The organism is Endozoicomonas sp. GU-1 (assembly GCF_027366395.1).
In the GTDB taxonomy this organism is placed as follows: domain Bacteria; phylum Pseudomonadota; class Gammaproteobacteria; order Pseudomonadales; family Endozoicomonadaceae; genus Endozoicomonas.
Window position 1 is genome coordinate 1,801,724 of the sequence record NZ_CP114771.1, and the last position, 19,794, is coordinate 1,821,517.

Consider the following 19,794-nt stretch of genomic DNA (forward strand, 5'->3'; position numbering starts at 1 on the left):
CCTCTATTGGTTGTTTGTGATTTTTTTTAAGTGATACTGGTGTTTTAGAGAGGAAAATTATGAGTTGGTTCAATAGTCAGTTATAATTTTTAGGAATTAAAAAAATTCTAGTTATTTAAAAGTCATAATAAAAGCAAAACTGACCAATAATTGATAGGCCCTATAGCTCTGAGCAGGCGTTCCGAAGCCAGAGAAAATCAGCCCCAAAAAGCCTGAATGGCAGCAATTCCCCGGGCACCCAGCTGCCGGGCAAGATGCGCATCTTCTGGATTCATCCCCCCAAGCCAGAACACAGGTACTTTTGCTATGCCAGTCAGCATTTTAGCCCGCTCTAACCCCAGAGGGCTGGCCTCAGGATGGGAAGCGGTTGCCTTGACCGGTGACAGGGTAATAAAGTCCACCGCCATTGCCTCAGCCGCTTTGATCTGCGCCTTATCGTGACATGAGGCGACCAAAAGCTGGCCGCTATGGCGCTTTTCAGGTTTAACCGGCAAACCCAGCTGACGGGAGGTCAAATGCAGCCCATGGCACCATGACTCTGACAAAAGGGAGAAATCCCCTTTGATGATCAGCGTCCCACCAGCGGCCTGAGCGCAACTTGACAGTTCCCGTGCCAGCCGGAGATAGTCACCCGCCTCAAGCCAATGAGCCCGAAATTGAATCAGGCGAATACCGTTATCCAGCGCTGCCAAAACGCTGTTGAAGAGTGCTTCTTTTTCCGCAAAATGCCCGGTAATCATATAATGGTCAGGAAGTTGCAGCGCCCGGAGAATCACCTTATTGGCTTCAGGAAACTCATAGTCATTAAGACATTCCTTCTCAACCCACTGAATCAACTGACCTTCATTGCCTTTCGGCTCGCCCTGAATACCACTGACCACCCAGGTATCCAGCAATACGGACTTATCAGGGTAGTCATGGCGAATTTTGATGAGTGGTGAAAAAGTGGCAACGCCGATATCCAGCTCTTCGCGAAGTTCCCGACTCAGGGCGACCCTGATATCTTCCCCGGACTCGACTTTACCGCCGGGAAACTCCCATAATCCGCCCATGTGTTTATCTTCAGGACGCTTGGCCAGTAAAACCCGGCCATCGTCCCCAAGAATCACAGCAACTGCCACATGAACCACGTTTCTATTGTCAATAATCATTGAGGCAATGGATTCAGGTGCGATACTCGGCGTTGATCTTAACATACTCATGGGATAAATCGGTCGTCCAGATCTCTTCGGTGCAATGGCCTGCGCCCAGGGAAATCCTGATCAGAATGTCCTCCTGATCCATTACTTTCTGGCCGGCTTCTTCGGTATAACCCACTGCGGGCTGGCCACAGTCAACAATGGCAGTATCCCCCAGCCAGATGGATACACGGTCAATCTCAAGCGCAGGAATATCGGCCCGGCCAACCGCTGCCAGAATTCGCCCCCAGTTTGGGTCACTGGCAAACAGGGCGGTTTTAACCAGTGGCGAATGGGCGACGGTATAAGCCACTTCCAGGGCGTCCTGATGGGAGGCCGCCTCTGCCACTTTTACAGTGACAAATTTGGTGGCTCCCTCGCCATCCCTGACAATCGCCTGGGCAAGCTCAACGGCCACCTCGCGAAGGCTCGCCGCTAGCTTCCCGGCCAACCCGGAATCTCGGGAAGTGATTGGATCATTACCAGCCGCCCCTGTAGCAACCACCATAAAGCTGTCATTGGTCGATGTATCACCATCGATGGTGATCCGGTTAAAGGATTGGTTGGTAATGTCCAACAGCAGGTTTTGCAAAAACGTTTGTTCAACCGCCGCATCCGTTGCGATATAAGCCAGCATGGTGCCCATATTGGGCTTGATCATTCCGGCACCCTTACTGATTCCGGAGACTGTATAGGTGGTTCCCTCATGTTGAAATTGACGGCTGCTGCCTTTAGGTCGCGTATCGGTGGTCATGATACCTTCAGCGGCATGCAACCAGTTATCTTCTTGCAGATCAGACAGCGCCGCTGGTAGCGCTGCACAGAGCGTATTGACCGGAAGCTGCTCACCAATCACGCCGGTTGAAAACGGCAGGACCTGACACTCATTAACGCCGGACAACGTCGCCAGCTCGGATGATGTCTGCCTGGCTGCCACCATTCCCTGTTCACCGGTGCCTGCATTGGCATTGCCGGTGTTAATCAGAAAGTAACGGGGATCACTGGTTAAGCGCTCACGGCTTAAATGAACCGGGGCCGCACAGAAGCGGTTAAGGGTAAAAACCCCCGGCCACGGAGCTGCCCTTATCCCAGTTCATCACCACAAGATCCCGGCGGCCGGGTTTTCTGATCCCCGCCATTGCCGTTCCCAGGCGAAAGCCCCTGACCGGTTTCACTGCAGTCCATTCCCCAGAACCCGTTGCCATGATTGACTCCATTGGTGATATCGTTGCTTATTCTTGACTGATTTTGTGGTTACGCCTAGGAGCCTGTCCGAGAATAGCGCCCGTAGCGAGGATGGCAGAAAATTGAGGATAAAAATTTCGTTTTGTGAGGTGAATAGCGGGGCTATTTGCCGAACAAAACGGAATTTTTAGACCAATTTGCTGCCACCGCACGACTGCATGGATGCAGGAGCTAGAGCAACGCAGGAGCAGTTGCCGGTAGGGCAGTCTATTCTCGGACAGGCTCCTAGAGCAGATGCCGATGCACAAACAAAAACGGGTCAGCCTGTTAAAGCTGACCCGCAGTTTAAGTTACCGGCCCTGATCAGGCAATTTTACCGTGGCACTGTTTGAACTTTTTACCGGAACCACATGGACACGGATCGTTCCGCCCCACTTTACGCCCTTCCCGGACAAATGGCTGGTGAGCTTCCTCTTCAGGTGCTTCCTGCCCGGTTGCTTCTGCTTCTACACCCTGGGCCCTGGCATGCTCAAACTGCATTCTCCGGGCCATTTCCTCACGACGCTGACGTTCCATCTCAGCGGTTCGATCATCTTCCTGCACCTGCACATGGGAGATAATACGAATCGTGTCGTACTTGATATCCTCAAGCATCTGCTGGAATAACTCAAACGCCTCACGCTTGTATTCCTGCTTGGGGTTCTTCTGGGCATAACCACGCAGATGAATACCCTGTCTCAGGTGGTCCATGGTGGCCAGATGCTCTTTCCACTTGTCATCCAGAATCCGCAGCAGAATATGCTTTTCAAAGTTGCGCAGAACTTCAGCACCGGCCAGTTCTTCCTTCTTGCGGTAAGAATCGATTACCCCCTGAAGAATACGCTCACGAAGCGCCTCTTCATCCAGACGATCATCTTCATCCAGCCACTGCTGAACCGGCATACGCTCATTGAGCTCGCTGGCCAGTTTCTCTTCCAGACCTTTCACATCCCACTGCTCTTCCAGGCTCTGGGGTGGAATGTGCTGACTGATCAGGCCACTGACCACGTCTTCACGGAGTGCTTCAATACTGGAAGAAACATCCTCCGCACTGAGCAGTTCATCCCGTTGATGATAAATGACCTTACGCTGGTCATTGGCAACATCATCATATTCCAGCAGCTGCTTACGAATATCAAAGTTGCGACCTTCCACTTTACGCTGGGCTTTTTCGATGGCATTGGTCACCATGCGGTGTTCAATGGCTTCACCTTTTTCCATGCCCAGGGCTTTCATAAAGTTCTTGACCCGCTCAGAAGCGAAAATCCGCATCAGGCTGTCTTCCAGAGACAGATAAAAACGGGAAGAGCCCGGGTCGCCCTGACGACCGGAACGGCCTCTTAACTGGTTATCAATACGTCGTGACTCGTGACGCTCGGTACCGATAATATGCAGACCACCGGCTTCAAGCACCGCCATGTGGCGTTTCTGCCAATCCGCTTTGATCTGATCAATTTGCTCCTGGGCCGGGTTATCCAGCTCAGCAACTTCTGCCTTCCAGTTACCGCCCAGCATGATATCGGTACCACGGCCCGCCATATTGGTGGCGATGGTGACCGCACCGGGGCGACCAGCCTGGGCGATGATATCCGCTTCTTTCTCATGGAATTTGGCATTCAGTACCTGGTGAGCAATGCCCGCTTTATCAAGAGCTTTAGACAGATGCTCAGAAGAGTCGATAGACGCCGTACCCACCAGAACCGGACGCTCGGCTTTCACCGTTTCCTTGATATCTTCAATAATGGCGTCGTATTTTTCCGCGATCGTCAGATAGACGAGATCATTGCCATCCTGACGAACCATCTCCTTATGGGTAGGAATAACAATCACGTCCAGGCCATAAATCTGACGGAACTCGAACGCTTCGGTATCGGCAGTACCGGTCATGCCGGAGAGCTTGTCATAATTCCGGAAATAATTCTGGAACGTTGTGGAAGCCAGAGTCTGGCTCTCCGCCTGAATACGCAGCCCTTCTTTCGCTTCAATCGCCTGATGCAGACCTTCCGAGAGACGACGGCCCGGCATGGTCCGGCCGGTATGCTCATCCACCAGCAGAACTTCATTATTCTGCACAATGTATTCCACATTGCGGTTAAACAGCACATGGGCTTTCAGGGCTGAGTTCGCATGGTGCAGCAGGTTCAGGTTGTTGGAGGCGTAAAGACTTTCCCCTTCCGGCAACAAACCTTCCTGTTGCAGCAGCTCTTCAATAAACTGATGGCCCAGTTCATTCAACTCAACCTGGCGGGTCTTCTCATCGACTGAGTAATGACCGGTAAGTTCAACGGTATTGGGATCCTGGTCTTCAGGAATGGGCTCCTGCCGTTGCAGCCTGGGAACCAGCTGATTCATCTTTTTATAAAGTTCTGAGGAGTCTTCAGCCGGGCCGGAAATAATCAGCGGTGTTCTGGCCTCATCAATCAGAATCGAGTCAACCTCATCGACAATGGAGAAGAAGAGATCACGCTGGAAGCGATCTTCCTTCCGGAAGGCCATGTTGTCACGAAGGTAGTCAAAACCAAACTCGTTGTTGGTTCCGTAGGTGATATCCGCCTGATAAGCCTGACGCTTCTCTTCCGGATCCTGCTGCGGAACAACAATGCCCACGCTCATCCCCAGAAACTCATAGAGCGGGCGCATCCAGTTCGCATCACGACGAGCCAGATAATCATTCACGGTAACCACATGAACGCCCTGACCGGGAATCGCGTTCAAATAAGCAGGCAGGGTGGCTACCAGTGTCTTACCTTCACCGGTGCGCATCTCGGCAATGCGCCCTTCATGGAGGGTCATACCACCAATAAGCTGGACATCAAAATGACGCATGCCCATCACCCGCTTGCCCGCCTCACGAACCACAGCAAACGCCTCAGGCAACAGGTCATCAAGGGTTTCGCCTTTGTTGAAGCGCTCACGAAACTCTCCGGTTTTAGCCTTCAGCTCATCGTCGCTCAAAGCCGCCAGGCTTTCTTCCAGGGCATTGATTGATTTGACAATCTTGCCCATCCGTTTCAGCTGGCGGTCATTCCGGCTACCAATAACTTTCTTAATTAACGAAGCAAACATAAGTTGTTAACAGTCTCACACTCTGTTTCCGGAGCTGTCCTCCTACCGACAAATCCGGGCCGGAGCAGACAAGCGCACAATAGTCCAACATTCTATGACAATCACGGCAAAGTCTCACCTATATTAGCTGTATTTCTGTGCTGTCCATTAAGCTGAGTCGGTAAAAAATATTCAATGCTTTCAAGCTGGTTTAGATTTTTGCACTGGTATTGAACTGACGGCATACTGGTGCGCCTGAAAATCTGAACAGCCCTTTGGCAACAGAGCTCAGAAAAATATCAACCGGGGCGGCAGCAAGAGACATACCCTTATGATTTACAATTCAATTTTAGAAACGATCGGCCAGACTCCCATCGTTAAAATCAATCGCCTGGCACCGGCACACGTCAACTTCTACGTGAAGGCCGAGTACTTTAACCCTATGTCCTCTGTAAAGGACCGTTTGGCATTTGCCATCATCAACGACGCCCGGCAAAAAGGTGAACTTGAAGAAGGTCAAACCGTCGTAGAAGCGACCTCCGGTAATACAGGTATCGCCATGGCCATGGTGTGTGCGGCATTGAACCATCCTTTTGTGGCGGTTATGACCGAAACATTCTCTGTTGAGCGACGCAAAATCATGCGCGCCTTGGGAGCCAAAGTTGTACTGACGCCGGCTGCCGAGCGTGGTACCGGCATGGTGCGGGTTGCCAAAGAGTTGTCCGAGAAAAATGGCTGGTTCCTGGCTCGACAGTTTGAAAACGAAGCCAATCCTGAATATCACCGGAACACCACCGCCCCTGAAATTTTGCAGGATTTTGCCGGCCAGCGGCTGGATTATTTTGTCAGTGGCTACGGCACCGGCGGTACCATCACCGGTGTCGGTGAAGTACTTAAGGCTGCCCGTCCAGACATCAAAATCATCTGCACCGAACCTGCCAGTGCGGCATTGCTCAGTGGCAAAGAGTGGGCACCGCACAAGATTCAGGGTTGGACACCGGATTTTATCGCCCCGGTCCTTAACCGTGACGTCATTGATGAAGTATTGCCGGTTGATGACGTGGTTGCCCGTGATACCGCGCTTGAACTGGCTCGCAAAGAAGGCATCTTCTGTGGTATCTCTGCCGGTGCAACGGTTGCGACTGCACTTGAAGTGGCTGAAACTGCGCCTGAAGGCTCTACCATTCTGGCCATGTTGCCGGATACCGGCGAACGTTACATGTCTACCTTCCTGTTTGAGGATATAGCCGAAGGTTCAGACGACGAAGTGCTGGAAACCTTAAAGTAATACTGTCTTGAGTTATTCGATACAGAACCTCGAAGACGGCTCCAGACTGTTTACAAGTACGAAGCCGTTCACCCTTGCCAATGGCCGGGTATTGGAACACTGGCAGTTGTGTTACGAAACGTTCGGTCATTTGAATAAGCCAAGGGATAATGTTGTTCTGATTCATCATGCCTTGAGTGTCGGGCCCCATGTCGCTGCCACTGAAGCCAATCCGAAAAAGGGTTGGTGGCAGGCCTTGGTGGGGCCGGGCAAAGCGGTTGATACCGACAGGTATCATGTTATTTGCATCAATAATTTGGGCAGTTGTTTTGGTTCAACCAGTCCGCTGACCATTAATCAGGTGACCGGCAAGCCCTGGGCAGGGGACTTTCCGGAGGTGGTGATGGCAGACATGGTGCACAGTCAGAAGTTATTACTGGATCATCTCGGCATTGAGAGCCTGTATGCCATGATTGGTAACTCAATGGGCGCTATGGTTTCACTGACCTGGGCAATTGATTATCCAGATTCAGTGCAAAGGTTACTGTTGACCAGTTCGTCCTATAAGGCATATCCGGCCAATATTGCTAACCGTCGGATCCAGCAGGAATCGATTCGGCTGGATCCGGCTTTTCAAGATGGCAATTATGCACCGGATGCCCGGCTGAACGGATTTCGATTGGCACGAAAGCTTGGGCTTTATACTTATCGTAACGCCGCTGAATGGAACCGACGCTTCAATAGTTTCAACAACATCGGTATGCGTGATGAGGAAATCAACAGCTATATGGATTATAACGCCGATCTGTTTTGCCGCAGCTTTGATGCCAATTGCTATTTGGTACTGACCGCCGCAATGGACCAATATGATGTGACGCAGCCATACGGATCACTCGAAGCCACTTGCGGCAGAATCACCGCTAAAACCACAGTGATTTCGGTAGAGAGTGATATTCTGTTCACTCCGCAACAACAGCAAGAGCTGTACCAGGGGCTGCTGAAGGGACGGGTGGACTGTCACTATATCAATCACCCCTCTCAATATGGCCATGATGCCTTCCTGGTAGAAACCGAAGCCTTCGATCGCTACCTGCGGGCATTTCTCGACTGAAAGCTGACGTTAAAAAAAACCGCCCTGAGGAAGAAAAAAATCAGCCTTAAATTCTACTTACTTGCTCTGTAGATATATCTCGAAGGGTCCTGAGGCTTACCATTTTTCAAGACCTCAAAGTGAACGTGTGGTCCGGTTGACCGCCCGGAACTGCCCATTCTGGCAACGGCCTGCCCTCTGGTGACAATATCACCGACCTTGACCAGGTTTTCATCATTGTGGGCATAACGTGTCAGATAACCATTGCCATGATTGACCTCCACCAGAAGCCCAAAGCCTGAGCGGGTGCCTGACCAGACAACAACACCTGCCGCCACGGAAATAATGTCTGAGCCGCGCTTACCGGCAAAATCCACACCATTATGCCAGGCACCCTTACCGGTAAACGGGTCGGTACGGCGACCATAGCGGGAAGAGAGCCAGCCTTTTCTGACGGGCAACCCCGCCAGAAATGCATCGTCGTGCAGGGTTCTGTTGGCAATAAGATTATCCAGAAGGTCCAGTTGTTCTTCACGGTTATCGATCTGATCCGCCAATTGATCAATAGCCTCAATCAGACTCACCTTGCTGTAGGCTGCTTCTGCTTCAGTAAACTCCTGAGGTCCACCCAGTGCAGGCGCTTCATTGAAGTCAAACTCACCGTCATCCAGTTTTGCCTTGCTGGTAAGGCGTTCGCCAAGGGCATCAAGTCGGGTCATACGCCCCTGAAGTTCAGACAGCCTGAGCATCAGGGCATCCAGCTGGTTTTGTGCCTGCTGACGAACCAGGCCAAGATCCTGTTGCTGTGTATCCAGAACCTGTTTCCAGTTTTTAACGCCCTCACTGGTTAACATGTGCTCCTGGTTATTGGTCAACCAGGCATACATTGCGCCACCACCAACGGCCATGGAGAGCAAAAAAGCACAGCAAAACAGAACCCCTACCCGTTTTCCACTTCCGGAATAAGTTCGGGTTTGAGAATGATCCTGGTTAACAACAATAATTTTCATCAGCAACCCTTAATGCCCAACCCGCAGCATATCTCCACTATTGTATTTCAGGAGCATGCAAAATACAGAACCAGAGGACGGATTTCCTCACTTCCACAGCTACGCTCGTCTACATCCCACCCTGCACGGGAGCCACCTGATACTGATGTTATCGTTGTAAAACGGTATTTTTTAATGCGCTCAACGACAGTTCAAGGTCAAAAAAACAGTACTCTTGAACAACATGCCCTTATCAGAAACCAGTTCGGGATAAAGACTTTTTACTGACAGCCTCCTAGAAAAAAGGCCACTATCATTGTGGCCTGATTCAAGACTAAATTTGTCCAGCCTCGCAAAAAATCACGTAATGATCAGCATTAACTCAAAAAGCAGTCATCAGGCCGTTACAGCAACGGGCTTCTGATAGGAGATCGGAGAAACCTCAGCCTCTTCGAAAGTCACTATCTCCCATAATTTTTCATTGGCAAGCAACGTTCTAACCAGTTTATTGTTAAGTTCATGGCCAGATTTATGACCGATGAACTGGCCAATCAAACTATGCCCCAGCAAATAAAGGTCGCCGATCGCGTCCAGCATCTTGTGCTTGACAAACTCATCGTGATAGCGGAGGCCATCTTCATTGAGAATTCGGTACTCATCGACAACAACCACATTATCCACGCTGCCGCCAAGGGCCAGATTCTGGGAACGCAGGTACTCGACATCACGCATAAAGCCGAAAGTACGGGCCCTGCTCACTTCCTTCACAAAAGAGGTACTGGAGAAGTCAATCGACGCTGTCTGGGAGCGGCTTTTGAAAACAGGATGATCAAAGTCAATGGTGAAGCTTACTTTGAAACCGTCGTATGGTTTGAAGGTTGCCGTTTTATCCCCATCCGTCACCGTCACATCTTCTTTGATGCGAATGAACTTCTTGGGCGCATTCTGCTCCTGGATACCTGCGGACTGTAGCAGGAATACGAATGGACCAGCGCTGCCGTCCATTATGGGAACCTCGTGGGCACTGACCTCAACGTAGGCGTTATCAATACCCAGCCCAGCCAGGGCGGAGAGAAGGTGTTCAACAGTGTCAATTCGGGTGCCGTCTTTATGCAAAGACGTGCACAGTGTCGTCTGCCCGACATTCAGGGCATGTGCCGGAATTTCAATGACCGGGTCAAGGTCTGTACGACAGAAAATGATGCCGGTATCTACGGGAGCAGGCTTAAGAGTAAGGTAAACCTTTTCACCGGAGTGAAGGCCCACGCCCGTAGCACGAATAATATTTTTCAGTGTACGCTGTCTGATCATGATAACGCTGTTCCGCGACCTGAAAGGTCCCTGTTATTTGGATGCAACGTCACATTGTAACAAAAGTAACAATTGAGACAAGTTCGCATTTATACGCCCTGATTAATCCGCCTGACGCCTCAGAAATGCCGGTATATCGAGGTAATCGACACTATCTCCGGTCGCCACCGCTGCCCGTTTACCTTCTTCCCTCGGAGCCACTTCCCCTTCCTCCTTCTTTTTGTCACGCAACAGAGGAGAAATGTCCAGCCTGCCGTAGTCAGGTGTGCCATCTTTGTTTTTTGGCGGTGCTTTTTCAACCACCTTCAACTGCTCCCTGGCAACGCCGCCCGCACCGATACCGGTTGCCACGACAGTTACCCGCAGCTCGTCCGTTAATTCCGAGTCAATAACAGTACCGATAACAACGGTTGCATCGTTAGACGCAAACTGACTTACAACGTCGCCTACCTGGTTGTACTCACCAACGGTAAAGTCAAGGCCGGCAGTAATGTTAACCAGAACACCTTTGGCTCCCTGCAGATCAACATCTTCCAGCAGCGGACTGCGGATGGCTTTCTCAGCTGCTTCTGCTGCACGGCCGCTACCCGTGGCAACTCCGGTACCCATCATCGCCATACCCATTTCTGACATCACTGTGCGAACATCGGCAAAGTCAACGTTGATGAGACCATCACGGGTAATCAGTTCAGAAATACCCTGCACCGCACCCAGCAGAACATCATTGGCAGCACCAAAGGCATTGAGCAGACTGACATCACTGCCAAGCACTGGCAGTAACTTTTCATTGGGAATGGTAATCAGCGAATCCACATGTTCCTGAAGCTCTTTCAGACCTTCTTCGGCAACCGCCATTCTGCGCTTGCCTTCAAAACCGAATGGCTTCGTGACCACGGCCACGGTCAGTGCGCCAAGCTCCCGGGCTATCTCGGCAACCACCGGAGCTGCACCGGTCCCGGTACCACCGCCCATGCCAGCGGCAATAAAGACCATATCCGCACCTTTGAGGAGCTCGGCGATACGCTCCCGGTCTTCCATCGCCGCCTCGCGACCGACATTCGGGTTCGCGCCTGCACCAAGCCCTCGCGTGATCGAGGCTCCCAGCTGCAGGTGAGTATGGGCCTGCAAATGCTGCTTTTTCAGCGCCTGGGCGTCAGTGTTTGCACAGGCAAACTCAACACCTTCGAGCTGACTATTCAGCATGTGGCAGACTGCATTACCACCACCACCACCGACACCGATAACTTTTATGACCGCTTCCTGCGGTACGTTATCCACCAATTCAAACATGGTCATCTCCTTTTTATCACCCTTAATCTAACAAATACTTACCAATACCGTTACTGAAAACCTGCGCGGCTAAACACTTAAAAGTTTTGAAACCAGCGCTTCATCTTGTCCATCAGCCCAGCATCCTGAGGTTTGCTGGCGATCGACTTTTTCAAACCGTCTTTCTGCATTTTCTGGCCGTAGTGCAACAGCCCGACACCCGTTGAATAAATGGGATTACTGACCACATCACTCAGCCCTTTCACTAACTGCGGCACACCCAGCCTGACCGGCATGTGGAAAATCTCTTCTGCCAATTCAATAGCTCCCTCGATCTTGGAAGTACCACCGGTCAGAACGATGCCTGCGGGGATCAGGTCTTCGAAACCACTGCGCCTGATCTCTGCATTAATTAACGTAAACAGCTCGTCATAACGAGGTTCTACCACCTCTGCCAGCGCCTGCCGGGAAAGCTCCCTGGAAGGTCGCTCACCGACACTGGGAACTTTAATGGTTTCATCGGCTCCAGCCAGCTGCGCCAGGGCACAGGCATATTTAATCTTTATGTCCTCGGCATTTTGCGTCGGTGTCCGCAAGGCCATGGCAATGTCATTGGTCACCTGATCACCGGCAATGGGAATCACTGCCGTATGCCGAATCGCACCATCGGTAAAGATGGCAATATCTGTCGTGCCACCGCCGATATCCACCATACAGACGCCCAGCTCTTTCTCATCTTCTGAAAGCACCGAATAACTTGAAGCCAGCTGTTCAAGAATAATATCGTCCACTTCCAGACCACAGCGACGGATGCAGTTCTCAATATTCTGGGCCGCATTAACAGCACAGGTCACCAGGTGAACCTTGGCTTCCAGCCGGACACCGGACATCCCGTGAGGCTCCTTGATTCCCTCCTGGTTATCAATGGCATACTCCTGTGGAAGAATATGCAGAATACGCTGATCCGCCGGGATCGCCACCGCCTGGGCGGCATCAATCACCCGGTCAATATCGGCACCATTCACTTCACGCTCACGTATCGCAACGATACCATGGGAGTTAAGACTCTTGATGTGATTGCCGGCAATACCGGCATAGACCGAGTGTATCTGACACCCGGCCATCAGCTCAGCTTCTTCAACGGCTCTCTTAATGGCATGGACCGTAGAGTCAATATTAACCACAACGCCACGCTTAAGCCCGCGGGAAATATGCGAGCCGATGCCGATGACTTCAATGTCACCCTCAGCGTTGAGCTCTCCGACAATAGCCACGACTTTCGAGGTGCCTATATCCAACCCAACGATCAATCTTCCATTATCTGCCGCTGTCATGGCATCAATCTTCCCAAACTTCTCTAACGATCATAAATCTGAGCCTGGCTGACTTATTTTGACCCCGTGTTAACCAGCGTCTCACTCCAGGCAACCGAAGCACCGTTCAAATAGCGCAAATCTACCCGCTTTACCTGATCCCAGCGAGACTCCAGCCTGGCATGATAAAGACGGACAAAACGCTGCAGTCTTTCCATCCTTCGGTCACGACCAATATTGACCTCAACATGTCCTATGGTAAATCGCCATGAGCCACTATTGCTACGTTTCAGCATGGTCAGCCTGAGCCCCATAGGCCGGAGCAACTGACTGATGGCCAGATATTGCTGCATCACCTCCACCGCCAGCTCTTCCGGGCCACCCAGAACCGGCATGGCGGAAAAACCGGCAATATCCTCTGGTGCAAACACCTCACCTTCATTGCTGATCAGGGCGCTGCTGCCCCACCTCGCCACCGGCTGCTGTTCGGTCAGGCTCACCTGGACACTGTCAGGCCACTGTCGTCGAACCGAGGCGGTCTTAATCCAGGGCATTGCCATCAGAACCTGCTGCATCTCGCGCAAATCCAGGGCAAAAAAACGGTCCTGTAAGTGAGGCTGCAAAACACCCTCGACTTGCTCTCTGGATAAATACTCAAAGCCTGCATGCACTTCCACCCGTGCTATCGGCTGATTCAACCAGTTCACCAACCACGGCATTGAGCCCAGCAAGCCTGCCAGCAGAACAAGAGACACCAGAACCTGAAGCACTCTTTTCCACGGCAGTGTTTTTTCCCTCTGCCAACAACCTGTTGACCGTCCCTTCGGGATGCGCCCCGTACTTCCCCCGACCAACCGGCTGAAACAGACCAACCTGCTCGATCAGACATCCGCTGTTTTCAATATTTCAATCACCAGTTCATCGAAAGATAAACCGGCATCCGCTGCGGCCATCGGCAGCAGACTATGATCTGTCATCCCCGGAATAGTATTGACCTCAAGCAACCAGAATCGTCCCTGCTGATCCTGCATAAAGTCAACACGCCCCCAGCCTGAACACCCAAGGGCTTCAAATGCCGTCAGGGCGACCGCCTGCAGTTCCTGCTCCTTAACAGAAGTCAGGCCACAGGGAATGGAGTAGCGGGTATTATCCGACAGATACTTGGCCTGGTAATCATAAAATTCACCCTCTGCCTCAATCCTGATAACAGGCAGTGGCTGACCATTAAGAATACCCACCGTAAACTCAGGCCCATCGATAAACGACTCCACCAGAACCGCTCCTTTGTGCTCCGCTGCGCGCTCGCAGGCAGCCTCAAGGTCTTCCCTACGGTCAACCCGTGCCACACCAACACTGGAGCCCTCCATGCTGGGTTTGACAAAGGCGGGCAACAGCGACTCGGCATGGCCAAGATTGTCAACCCCCATAACCAGGGCAAACTCCGGTGTTGGCAGCCCAATGGATTGCCAGAGCAGCTTGCAGCGGTATTTATCCATCGCCAGGGCCGATGCCATAACACCACTGCCGGGATAGGGAATACCCATGGTTTCCAGCATTCCCTGTATCGTTCCATCTTCTCCCCCACCGCCATGCAAGGCAATGAAGGCGTAGTCAGGTGCATATTGCTGAAGCTGCTCAACAACATTCTCACAGGTATCAATCAGCTGGCATGTCACACCCTGGCGATGCAACGCGGCATAAATACGCTCACCACTGGTCAGGCTCACTGCCCTTTCTGCGGAGTTTCCACCGAAAAGTACAGCAACCTTGCCAAAAGCTTTTGGATCGAAGTGATCACAACTCCGGTCGTACTTCATGCACTGTTTTCCTTTACTATTCAATTCGTAGCTTTACTGTTCTGTCTTCGGCAGAGCCAACTCAGCACTGGCCAGCCTTAGAGCCAGTGCGCCAATATCCCCGGCTCCCTGAGCCAACAGCAAGTCACCATCCTGAAGTACATCCGCCAATACTGACTCAACGTCTTCAGGCCGGGCAATAAATATCGGATCAACCAGTCCACGCTGGCGAATACTCCGGCATAGTGAGCGACTGTCCGCCCCTGCAATCGGTTCTTCTCCGGCAGGGTACACTTCCATTAACAGAAGAACATCAACCCTGGACAGCACATCGACAAAATCCTCATACAGGTCACGGGTACGAGAGAAGCGATGCGGCTGGTAAATCATCACCAGTCGTTTGTCCTCCCAGCCATCACGAACCGCTTTAATGGTCGCATCCACTTCCGTCGGGTGGTGGCCATAATCATCCACCAGCATCACGTCGCCAACCCGGGTAGAAAACTCTCCCAGCACCTGGAAACGTCGGCCAACACCATCAAAACGACTCAGCCCTTCAGCAATCACCTGATCCGGAATGCCTTCATCAGCCGCCGTGGCAAACGCGGCCAGAGCATTCAGCACGTTATGGCGTCCGGGAATACCCAGTTCAATGGTCACAGGGGCTTCTTCGACATCAGTGCGGCGAACCAGGTCAAACGAGGTTCTCATGCCTTGCTGACGAACATTCACTGCCCGGTAATCCGCGTCTTCACTGAAACCATAGGTAATCACCTGTCGTTTGATTTCCGGCAACAGTTCCCGAACAACCGGACAGTCGATACAGACAATCGCCACACCGTAAAAAGGCAGATTGTGCAAGAAATCAATAAATGCCTTTTTCAGCTTGCCAAAGTCACCGTCGTAGGTAGACATATGGTCAGCATCAATATTGGTGATAATGGACACCATCGGCTGCAAATGCAGGAAAGAGGCATCAGACTCATCCGCCTCGGCCACCAGGTAACGGCTGCCACCCAGTTTGGCATTGGTACCGGCCGAGTTGAGCCTGCCCCCAATCACAAACGTCGGGTCCATACCACTGAACCCGAGAACCGAAGCCAGCAGACTGGTGGTAGTGGTCTTGCCATGGGTACCCGCTACCGCAATGCCGTGGCGATAGCGCATTAATTCCGCCAGCATCTGGGCCCGGGGAACAATGGGCAGCCGACGTCTTTCCCCCTCAACCACTTCCGGGTTATCTCCAGCAACCGCGGTTGAGGTGACAATCACATCTGCGTTGATCACATTGTCGGCACGGTGGCCAATAAACACCTCAATCCCGAGCCCTTCAAGACGCTCAGTCACTGAGGATGCACGAATATCCGAGCCAGAGATTTCATACCCCTGATTCAGCAGGACCTCGGCAATGCCACACATGCCGGAACCACCAATACCGACAAAATGGATTTTACGGATACGCCTCATCTCTGGCACCGCCACAACGGGAATCCGACTTTTTACATCAGGCATAAGAGACCTCCTTACCAGCCGCTTCAAGACAGAGCCTGACCACGTCATCAGTCGCCTGTGGCAAACTGGCCGTTCTTGCTGATGAGGCCATTCGTTCAAGCTGTTCAGGATTATCTGCCAGCTTCAAAATCATGTTTGTCAAACTGTCCACATTCAAATCTTTTTGCTGAACCATCAAGGCTGCACCTCGATCGACCAGGTAACGCCCATTCACTGTCTGATGATCATCCACTGCAAACGGGAAAGGCACCAGAATTCCGGGTTTTCCTGCCGCTGCCAGTTCTGCGATGGTTAATGCGCCGGAGCGGCAGATGACCAGATCCGCCCACTCATAAGCCTGAGCCATATCATCAATAAACGGCTCTACCCGACCGGAAACGCCGAGCTGCTGATAATCTGCAAGACACTGCTCAAAGGTTCCCTTACCAGTCTGGTGCCAGACGTCAATCTGAGCACCACAGTTTTGTAAAACCCGGGGAATCATCTGGTTGATTGCCAGGGCTCCCCGGCTCCCCCCAACGACCAGCAGTCTTAAGGGAATACGTGGTAAATGGGCAGGAACGGTGACAATCTCCGGACGCACCGGATTCCCGGTCAGTACAACTTTCCGGGCAATGCGTGAAGAGAGCCCCGCAAAGGTTCCCGGAAACGCTTCAAGCACCCGGGTAGCAATCCTGGCCAGCAGTTTATTGGTCAGACCTGCCACGGCATTTTGTTCATGAACCACCAGGGGAATTCCCAACAACCGCGCAGCCACACCACCCGGCCCTGTGACATAGCCCCCCATACCAACAACACAAACCGGCCGGTGTTCTCTCAGAACCCGAACGGCTTTAAATAATGAAACAGCCAGACGCCAGGGAGCTTGCAACAGAAAGCTCAACCCTTTGCCCCGCAGGCCGGTGACCGGAATAAAGCTGATATCAATCCCATGCCCGGGCACAAGCTCGGCTTCCATGCTTCCGGGAGTGCCCAGCCAATGAACCCGGTACCCCTGCTTAATGAGTTCCCTGGCTGTAGCCAGCCCCGGGAAAATATGTCCTCCGGTGCCCCCTGCCATGATAATCACTTTGGGTGCCTCCGAAGGCGTTTGAGAAACTGCCTGCTCAGCCATTTGTATTACCTCCAGCGGCTTCACTCGTCTTTTGCTCCTGAGCTTTACGCCCAGCAACCGGCTTAACCTCTGTGGCTTTAGTCAGACGACGTTCAAAATCAATGCGCAACAAAATACCAAATGCCAGACAGTTGACAATTAAACTGCTGCCTCCATAGCTGATCATGGGTAAGGCCAGCCCTTTAGTGGGCAGCAGTCCGGTATTCACAGAAATGTTAATCAACGCCTGACAGGCAAAAAGCAGGGCAATACCATAAGCGACGAAGCCATGGAATAACATCCCCCTGGCTTCCGCTCTTGAGCCCAGCTGCAATGACCGCCAGGCAACAAACAGAAACAGCCCAAGCAGCAGCAACGAACCAATCAGGCCAAACTCTTCTGCCAATACGGCAAAAACAAAATCCGTGTGCGCCTCCGGCAGGTAAAACAGTTTCTGAATGCTATTGCCCAGCCCTTCACCCAGCCAGGCTCCCCGACCAAACGCGATCAGAGCCTGGGTTAACTGATAGCCACTGCCAAAAGCGTGGGCCCAGGGATCCATGTAGGAGGTGATACGAGCCATACGATAAGGCTCCATCCAGATCAACAGGACAATCAGGATAATTACGCCGGCAATCATGACCAGAAACTGGTGGAACCGTGCACCCGCCATAAAGATCATCCCCATCACCGCCACGGTCAGCACCACCAGCGCACCAAGATCCGGCTCCGCAAGCAGCAGCAATGCCAACCCGGACAGCACCAGCATGGGTTTGATAAAGCCACTCCAGCGAGTACGCACTTCATCAAGATGTCGCACCAGATAGCCTGCCAGATAAATCACCACACACAGTTTGGCAACCTCTGAGGCTTGCAGGTTAAAAAAACCAAGGGGAATCCAGCGGACACTGCCATTAATTTCCCGACCCACAATCAGCACCAGCACCAGCAGGAAGAACGCAACCAGCAAGCCAACCCAGCTCAACTGCTGAATCCGGCTGACAGGCACCAGCATCATGACGCCCATGGCACCCAGCCCCACCACCATAAACAGAAACTGCTTAAAGACGACTCTGAATGGATCACCAAAGGTCGCACTGGAAACATCCATGGAGGCAGAACCCACCATCACCAGACCAATGGCCAGCAAGGCAAGCACAGCCCCGAACAGGGTCATGTCAACATTCGTGGACCTTGACCCTTTCTGTTCTATGGACTCTTTCTCCGTGAGAAAGCTGTGTCGAACCCGCTTCAGCATACAATCAAACCATTGACCAGCTCGGCAAATCGGTCACCCCGATGCTCAAAGCTGTTGAACATGTCAAAACTGGCGCATGCCGGTGCCAACAGCACGGCATCACCGGGTTCGGCCAACTGTGCAGCAAGACTGACGGCATCATCCAGACTGGCAACCTCATGAATCTCGGCACTACCCTTCACGGCCTGCTCAATGGCGGGCCCGTCACGCCCAATCAGGATCAGATGACTGACATAACGCGCGACCGCTGGCTGCAAACCAGAGAAATCCGCACCTTTACCGTCACCACCGGCAATCAGAATAATCTTGCCTGCCAGCCCATCGCCCAGGCCTTCAATAGCCGCAACGGAGGCTCCGACATTGGTGGCTTTGGAGTCGTTAAACCAGGCAACGCCATCCTGCTCACCCAACCATTGGCAACGGTGCTTCAACCCGGGAAAGGCCATCAGCGCTTCGAACATGGCATTGGCATCGAGACCTATCGCCTCGCCCAGAGCCAAAGCAGCAAGGGCATTCAAATAATTGTGACGGCCTTTGAGTTTCATCTGCCGGGTATTGATCTGCTTTTCCAGCCCCTTGCTCAGCCAGACGCCATCATCGTCAGCAAGAAGCCCCATCTGGCCAAGATCCGGAGACCCGCTGGTAAAGGTCACAGCTCCCGCAGTCACTGGAAGCAATGGGGAAGTAAGAGGATCATCCCGGTTAAATACGGCGGTTCCGCACCCTTTGTAAATGCGCTGCTTGGCCTGGTGGTATTCAACCAACGTCGGGTAACGATCCATATGGTCCGGGCTGATGTTCAGAACCGTCGCTGCCGTTGCACGGAGGCTATGGGTGGTTTCCAGCTGGAAACTGGAAAGCTCCAGAACGTAAACATCAATACTGTCATCATCCAGCAAATCAAGCACCGGGGTTCCGATATTGCCCCCTACGCCGGGCTTAAGCCCTGAACAGCTGACCATTTCACCAACCAGCGTGGTCACCGTGCTTTTGCCATTGGAGCCGGTAATGGCGACGAGCGGCTTCTTTTTTGATGAAACAGCCGAAGCAGCATTGACCGCTCGACAAAACAGCTCAATATCACCAATGGCAATCGCGCCATTGTCCATCGCCCGGGCAATCGCCGGTTCCGACAGAGCGACACCCGGACTAACCACCAACTCATCAGCAGCCATTAACCACTGCTCGTTGAAACCACCGGTATGCAAAGGTACATCAGGAAATAGCTGACGACATTCCGCTTCACCCGGTGGCGTTTCCCGGGTATCAATAATTTTGAACGGCAAACCCTGGCTATGAAGATAACGGGCACAGGACAACCCGGTCTTGCCAAGACCGATAATCACACGATGACAGCTCGAGCCAATCAGCCCTGATGGCTCGTTATCTGCTGCAGCTGTTTTCTTAACAAGAGTGCTTCTTGTCACAATCCCGTTACCCTTAAACCCG

General features: G+C 52.3%; 14 protein-coding genes and 1 pseudogene. 2 read left to right on the plus strand and 13 right to left on the minus strand.

What is annotated here, in order from left to right:
* Nucleotides 1-197: 197 nt before the first annotated feature.
* The 3 genes and pseudogenes from O3276_RS07240 to secA form a co-directional block, all read right to left on the minus strand.
* The gene (locus O3276_RS07240; protein WP_269675028.1) at nt 198-1,202 is read right to left on the minus strand and encodes a Nudix family hydrolase; all 1,005 of its coding nucleotides are present in this window, start codon (nt 1,200-1,202) and stop codon (nt 198-200) included.
* Nucleotides 1,165-2,383 (minus strand): annotated as a pseudogene (argJ, locus tag O3276_RS07245) (bifunctional glutamate N-acetyltransferase/amino-acid acetyltransferase ArgJ). Before argJ ends, O3276_RS07240 begins: the two are co-directional and overlap by 38 nt.
* Nucleotides 2,384-2,726: 343 nt before the next feature.
* Nucleotides 2,727-5,468: a preprotein translocase subunit SecA gene (gene secA, locus O3276_RS07250; protein ID WP_269675029.1), complete on the minus strand. Its 2,742-nt coding sequence runs from the start codon at nt 5,466-5,468 to the stop codon at nt 2,727-2,729.
* Nucleotides 5,469-5,778: 310 nt separating this feature from the next.
* On the opposite strand from secA, the gene cysK reads away from it, so the two are divergent.
* Complete coding sequence (gene cysK / locus O3276_RS07255) at nt 5,779-6,735, plus strand: cysteine synthase A (protein WP_269675030.1); 957 nt, start codon at nt 5,779-5,781, stop codon at nt 6,733-6,735.
* Nucleotides 6,736-6,742: 7 nt separating this feature from the next.
* Nucleotides 6,743-7,825 (plus strand): homoserine O-acetyltransferase MetX, encoded by a 1,083-nt coding sequence (gene metX, locus O3276_RS07260; protein ID WP_269675031.1) that lies wholly within the window; start codon nt 6,743-6,745, stop codon nt 7,823-7,825.
* Nucleotides 7,826-7,878: 53 nt separating this feature from the next.
* Here metX and O3276_RS07265 read toward each other — a convergent pair whose 3' ends face one another.
* The 10 genes from O3276_RS07265 to murD all read right to left on the minus strand — a co-directional run bounded on the left by O3276_RS07265 (nt 7,879) and on the right by murD (nt 19,772).
* Entirely contained in the window at nt 7,879-8,814 is a 936-nt protein-coding gene (locus tag O3276_RS07265; RefSeq protein ID WP_269675032.1) for a M23 family metallopeptidase, read from the minus strand.
* Nucleotides 8,815-9,189: 375 nt separating this feature from the next.
* Nucleotides 9,190-10,104: a UDP-3-O-acyl-N-acetylglucosamine deacetylase gene (gene lpxC, locus O3276_RS07270; RefSeq protein WP_101746658.1), complete on the minus strand. Its 915-nt coding sequence runs from the start codon at nt 10,102-10,104 to the stop codon at nt 9,190-9,192.
* Nucleotides 10,105-10,206: 102 nt separating this feature from the next.
* Complete coding sequence (gene ftsZ / locus O3276_RS07275) at nt 10,207-11,394, minus strand: cell division protein FtsZ (protein WP_269675033.1); 1,188 nt, start codon at nt 11,392-11,394, stop codon at nt 10,207-10,209.
* Nucleotides 11,395-11,471: 77 nt separating this feature from the next.
* A complete protein-coding gene (ftsA, locus tag O3276_RS07280) occupies nt 11,472-12,707 on the minus strand; it encodes a cell division protein FtsA (protein ID WP_101746660.1) in 1,236 nt (411 codons plus the stop codon).
* A 53-nt stretch (nt 12,708-12,760) separates the two neighbouring features.
* Nucleotides 12,761-13,441: a cell division protein FtsQ/DivIB gene (locus O3276_RS07285; protein WP_269675034.1), complete on the minus strand. Its 681-nt coding sequence runs from the start codon at nt 13,439-13,441 to the stop codon at nt 12,761-12,763.
* Between the two features lie 126 nt (nt 13,442-13,567).
* Nucleotides 13,568-14,503 carry a D-alanine--D-alanine ligase gene (locus O3276_RS07290; protein WP_269675035.1) on the minus strand — a complete coding sequence of 312 codons (936 nt, stop codon included), beginning with the start codon at nt 14,501-14,503 and terminating at the stop codon, nt 13,568-13,570.
* A 33-nt stretch (nt 14,504-14,536) separates the two neighbouring features.
* Entirely contained in the window at nt 14,537-15,994 is a 1,458-nt protein-coding gene (gene murC, locus O3276_RS07295) for a UDP-N-acetylmuramate--L-alanine ligase (RefSeq protein ID WP_269675036.1), read from the minus strand.
* Entirely contained in the window at nt 15,987-17,108 is a 1,122-nt protein-coding gene (gene murG, locus O3276_RS07300) for an undecaprenyldiphospho-muramoylpentapeptide beta-N-acetylglucosaminyltransferase (protein ID WP_269675037.1), read from the minus strand. Before murG ends, murC begins: the two co-directional genes overlap by 8 nt.
* Entirely contained in the window at nt 17,101-18,345 is a 1,245-nt protein-coding gene (gene ftsW / locus O3276_RS07305; RefSeq protein WP_269675038.1) for a putative lipid II flippase FtsW, read from the minus strand. Before ftsW ends, murG begins: the two co-directional genes overlap by 8 nt.
* A complete protein-coding gene (murD, locus tag O3276_RS07310; RefSeq protein ID WP_269675039.1) occupies nt 18,339-19,772 on the minus strand; it encodes a UDP-N-acetylmuramoyl-L-alanine--D-glutamate ligase in 1,434 nt (477 codons plus the stop codon). The genes ftsW and murD overlap by 7 nt, the downstream gene beginning before the upstream one ends.
* Nucleotides 19,773-19,794 lie beyond the last annotated feature (22 nt).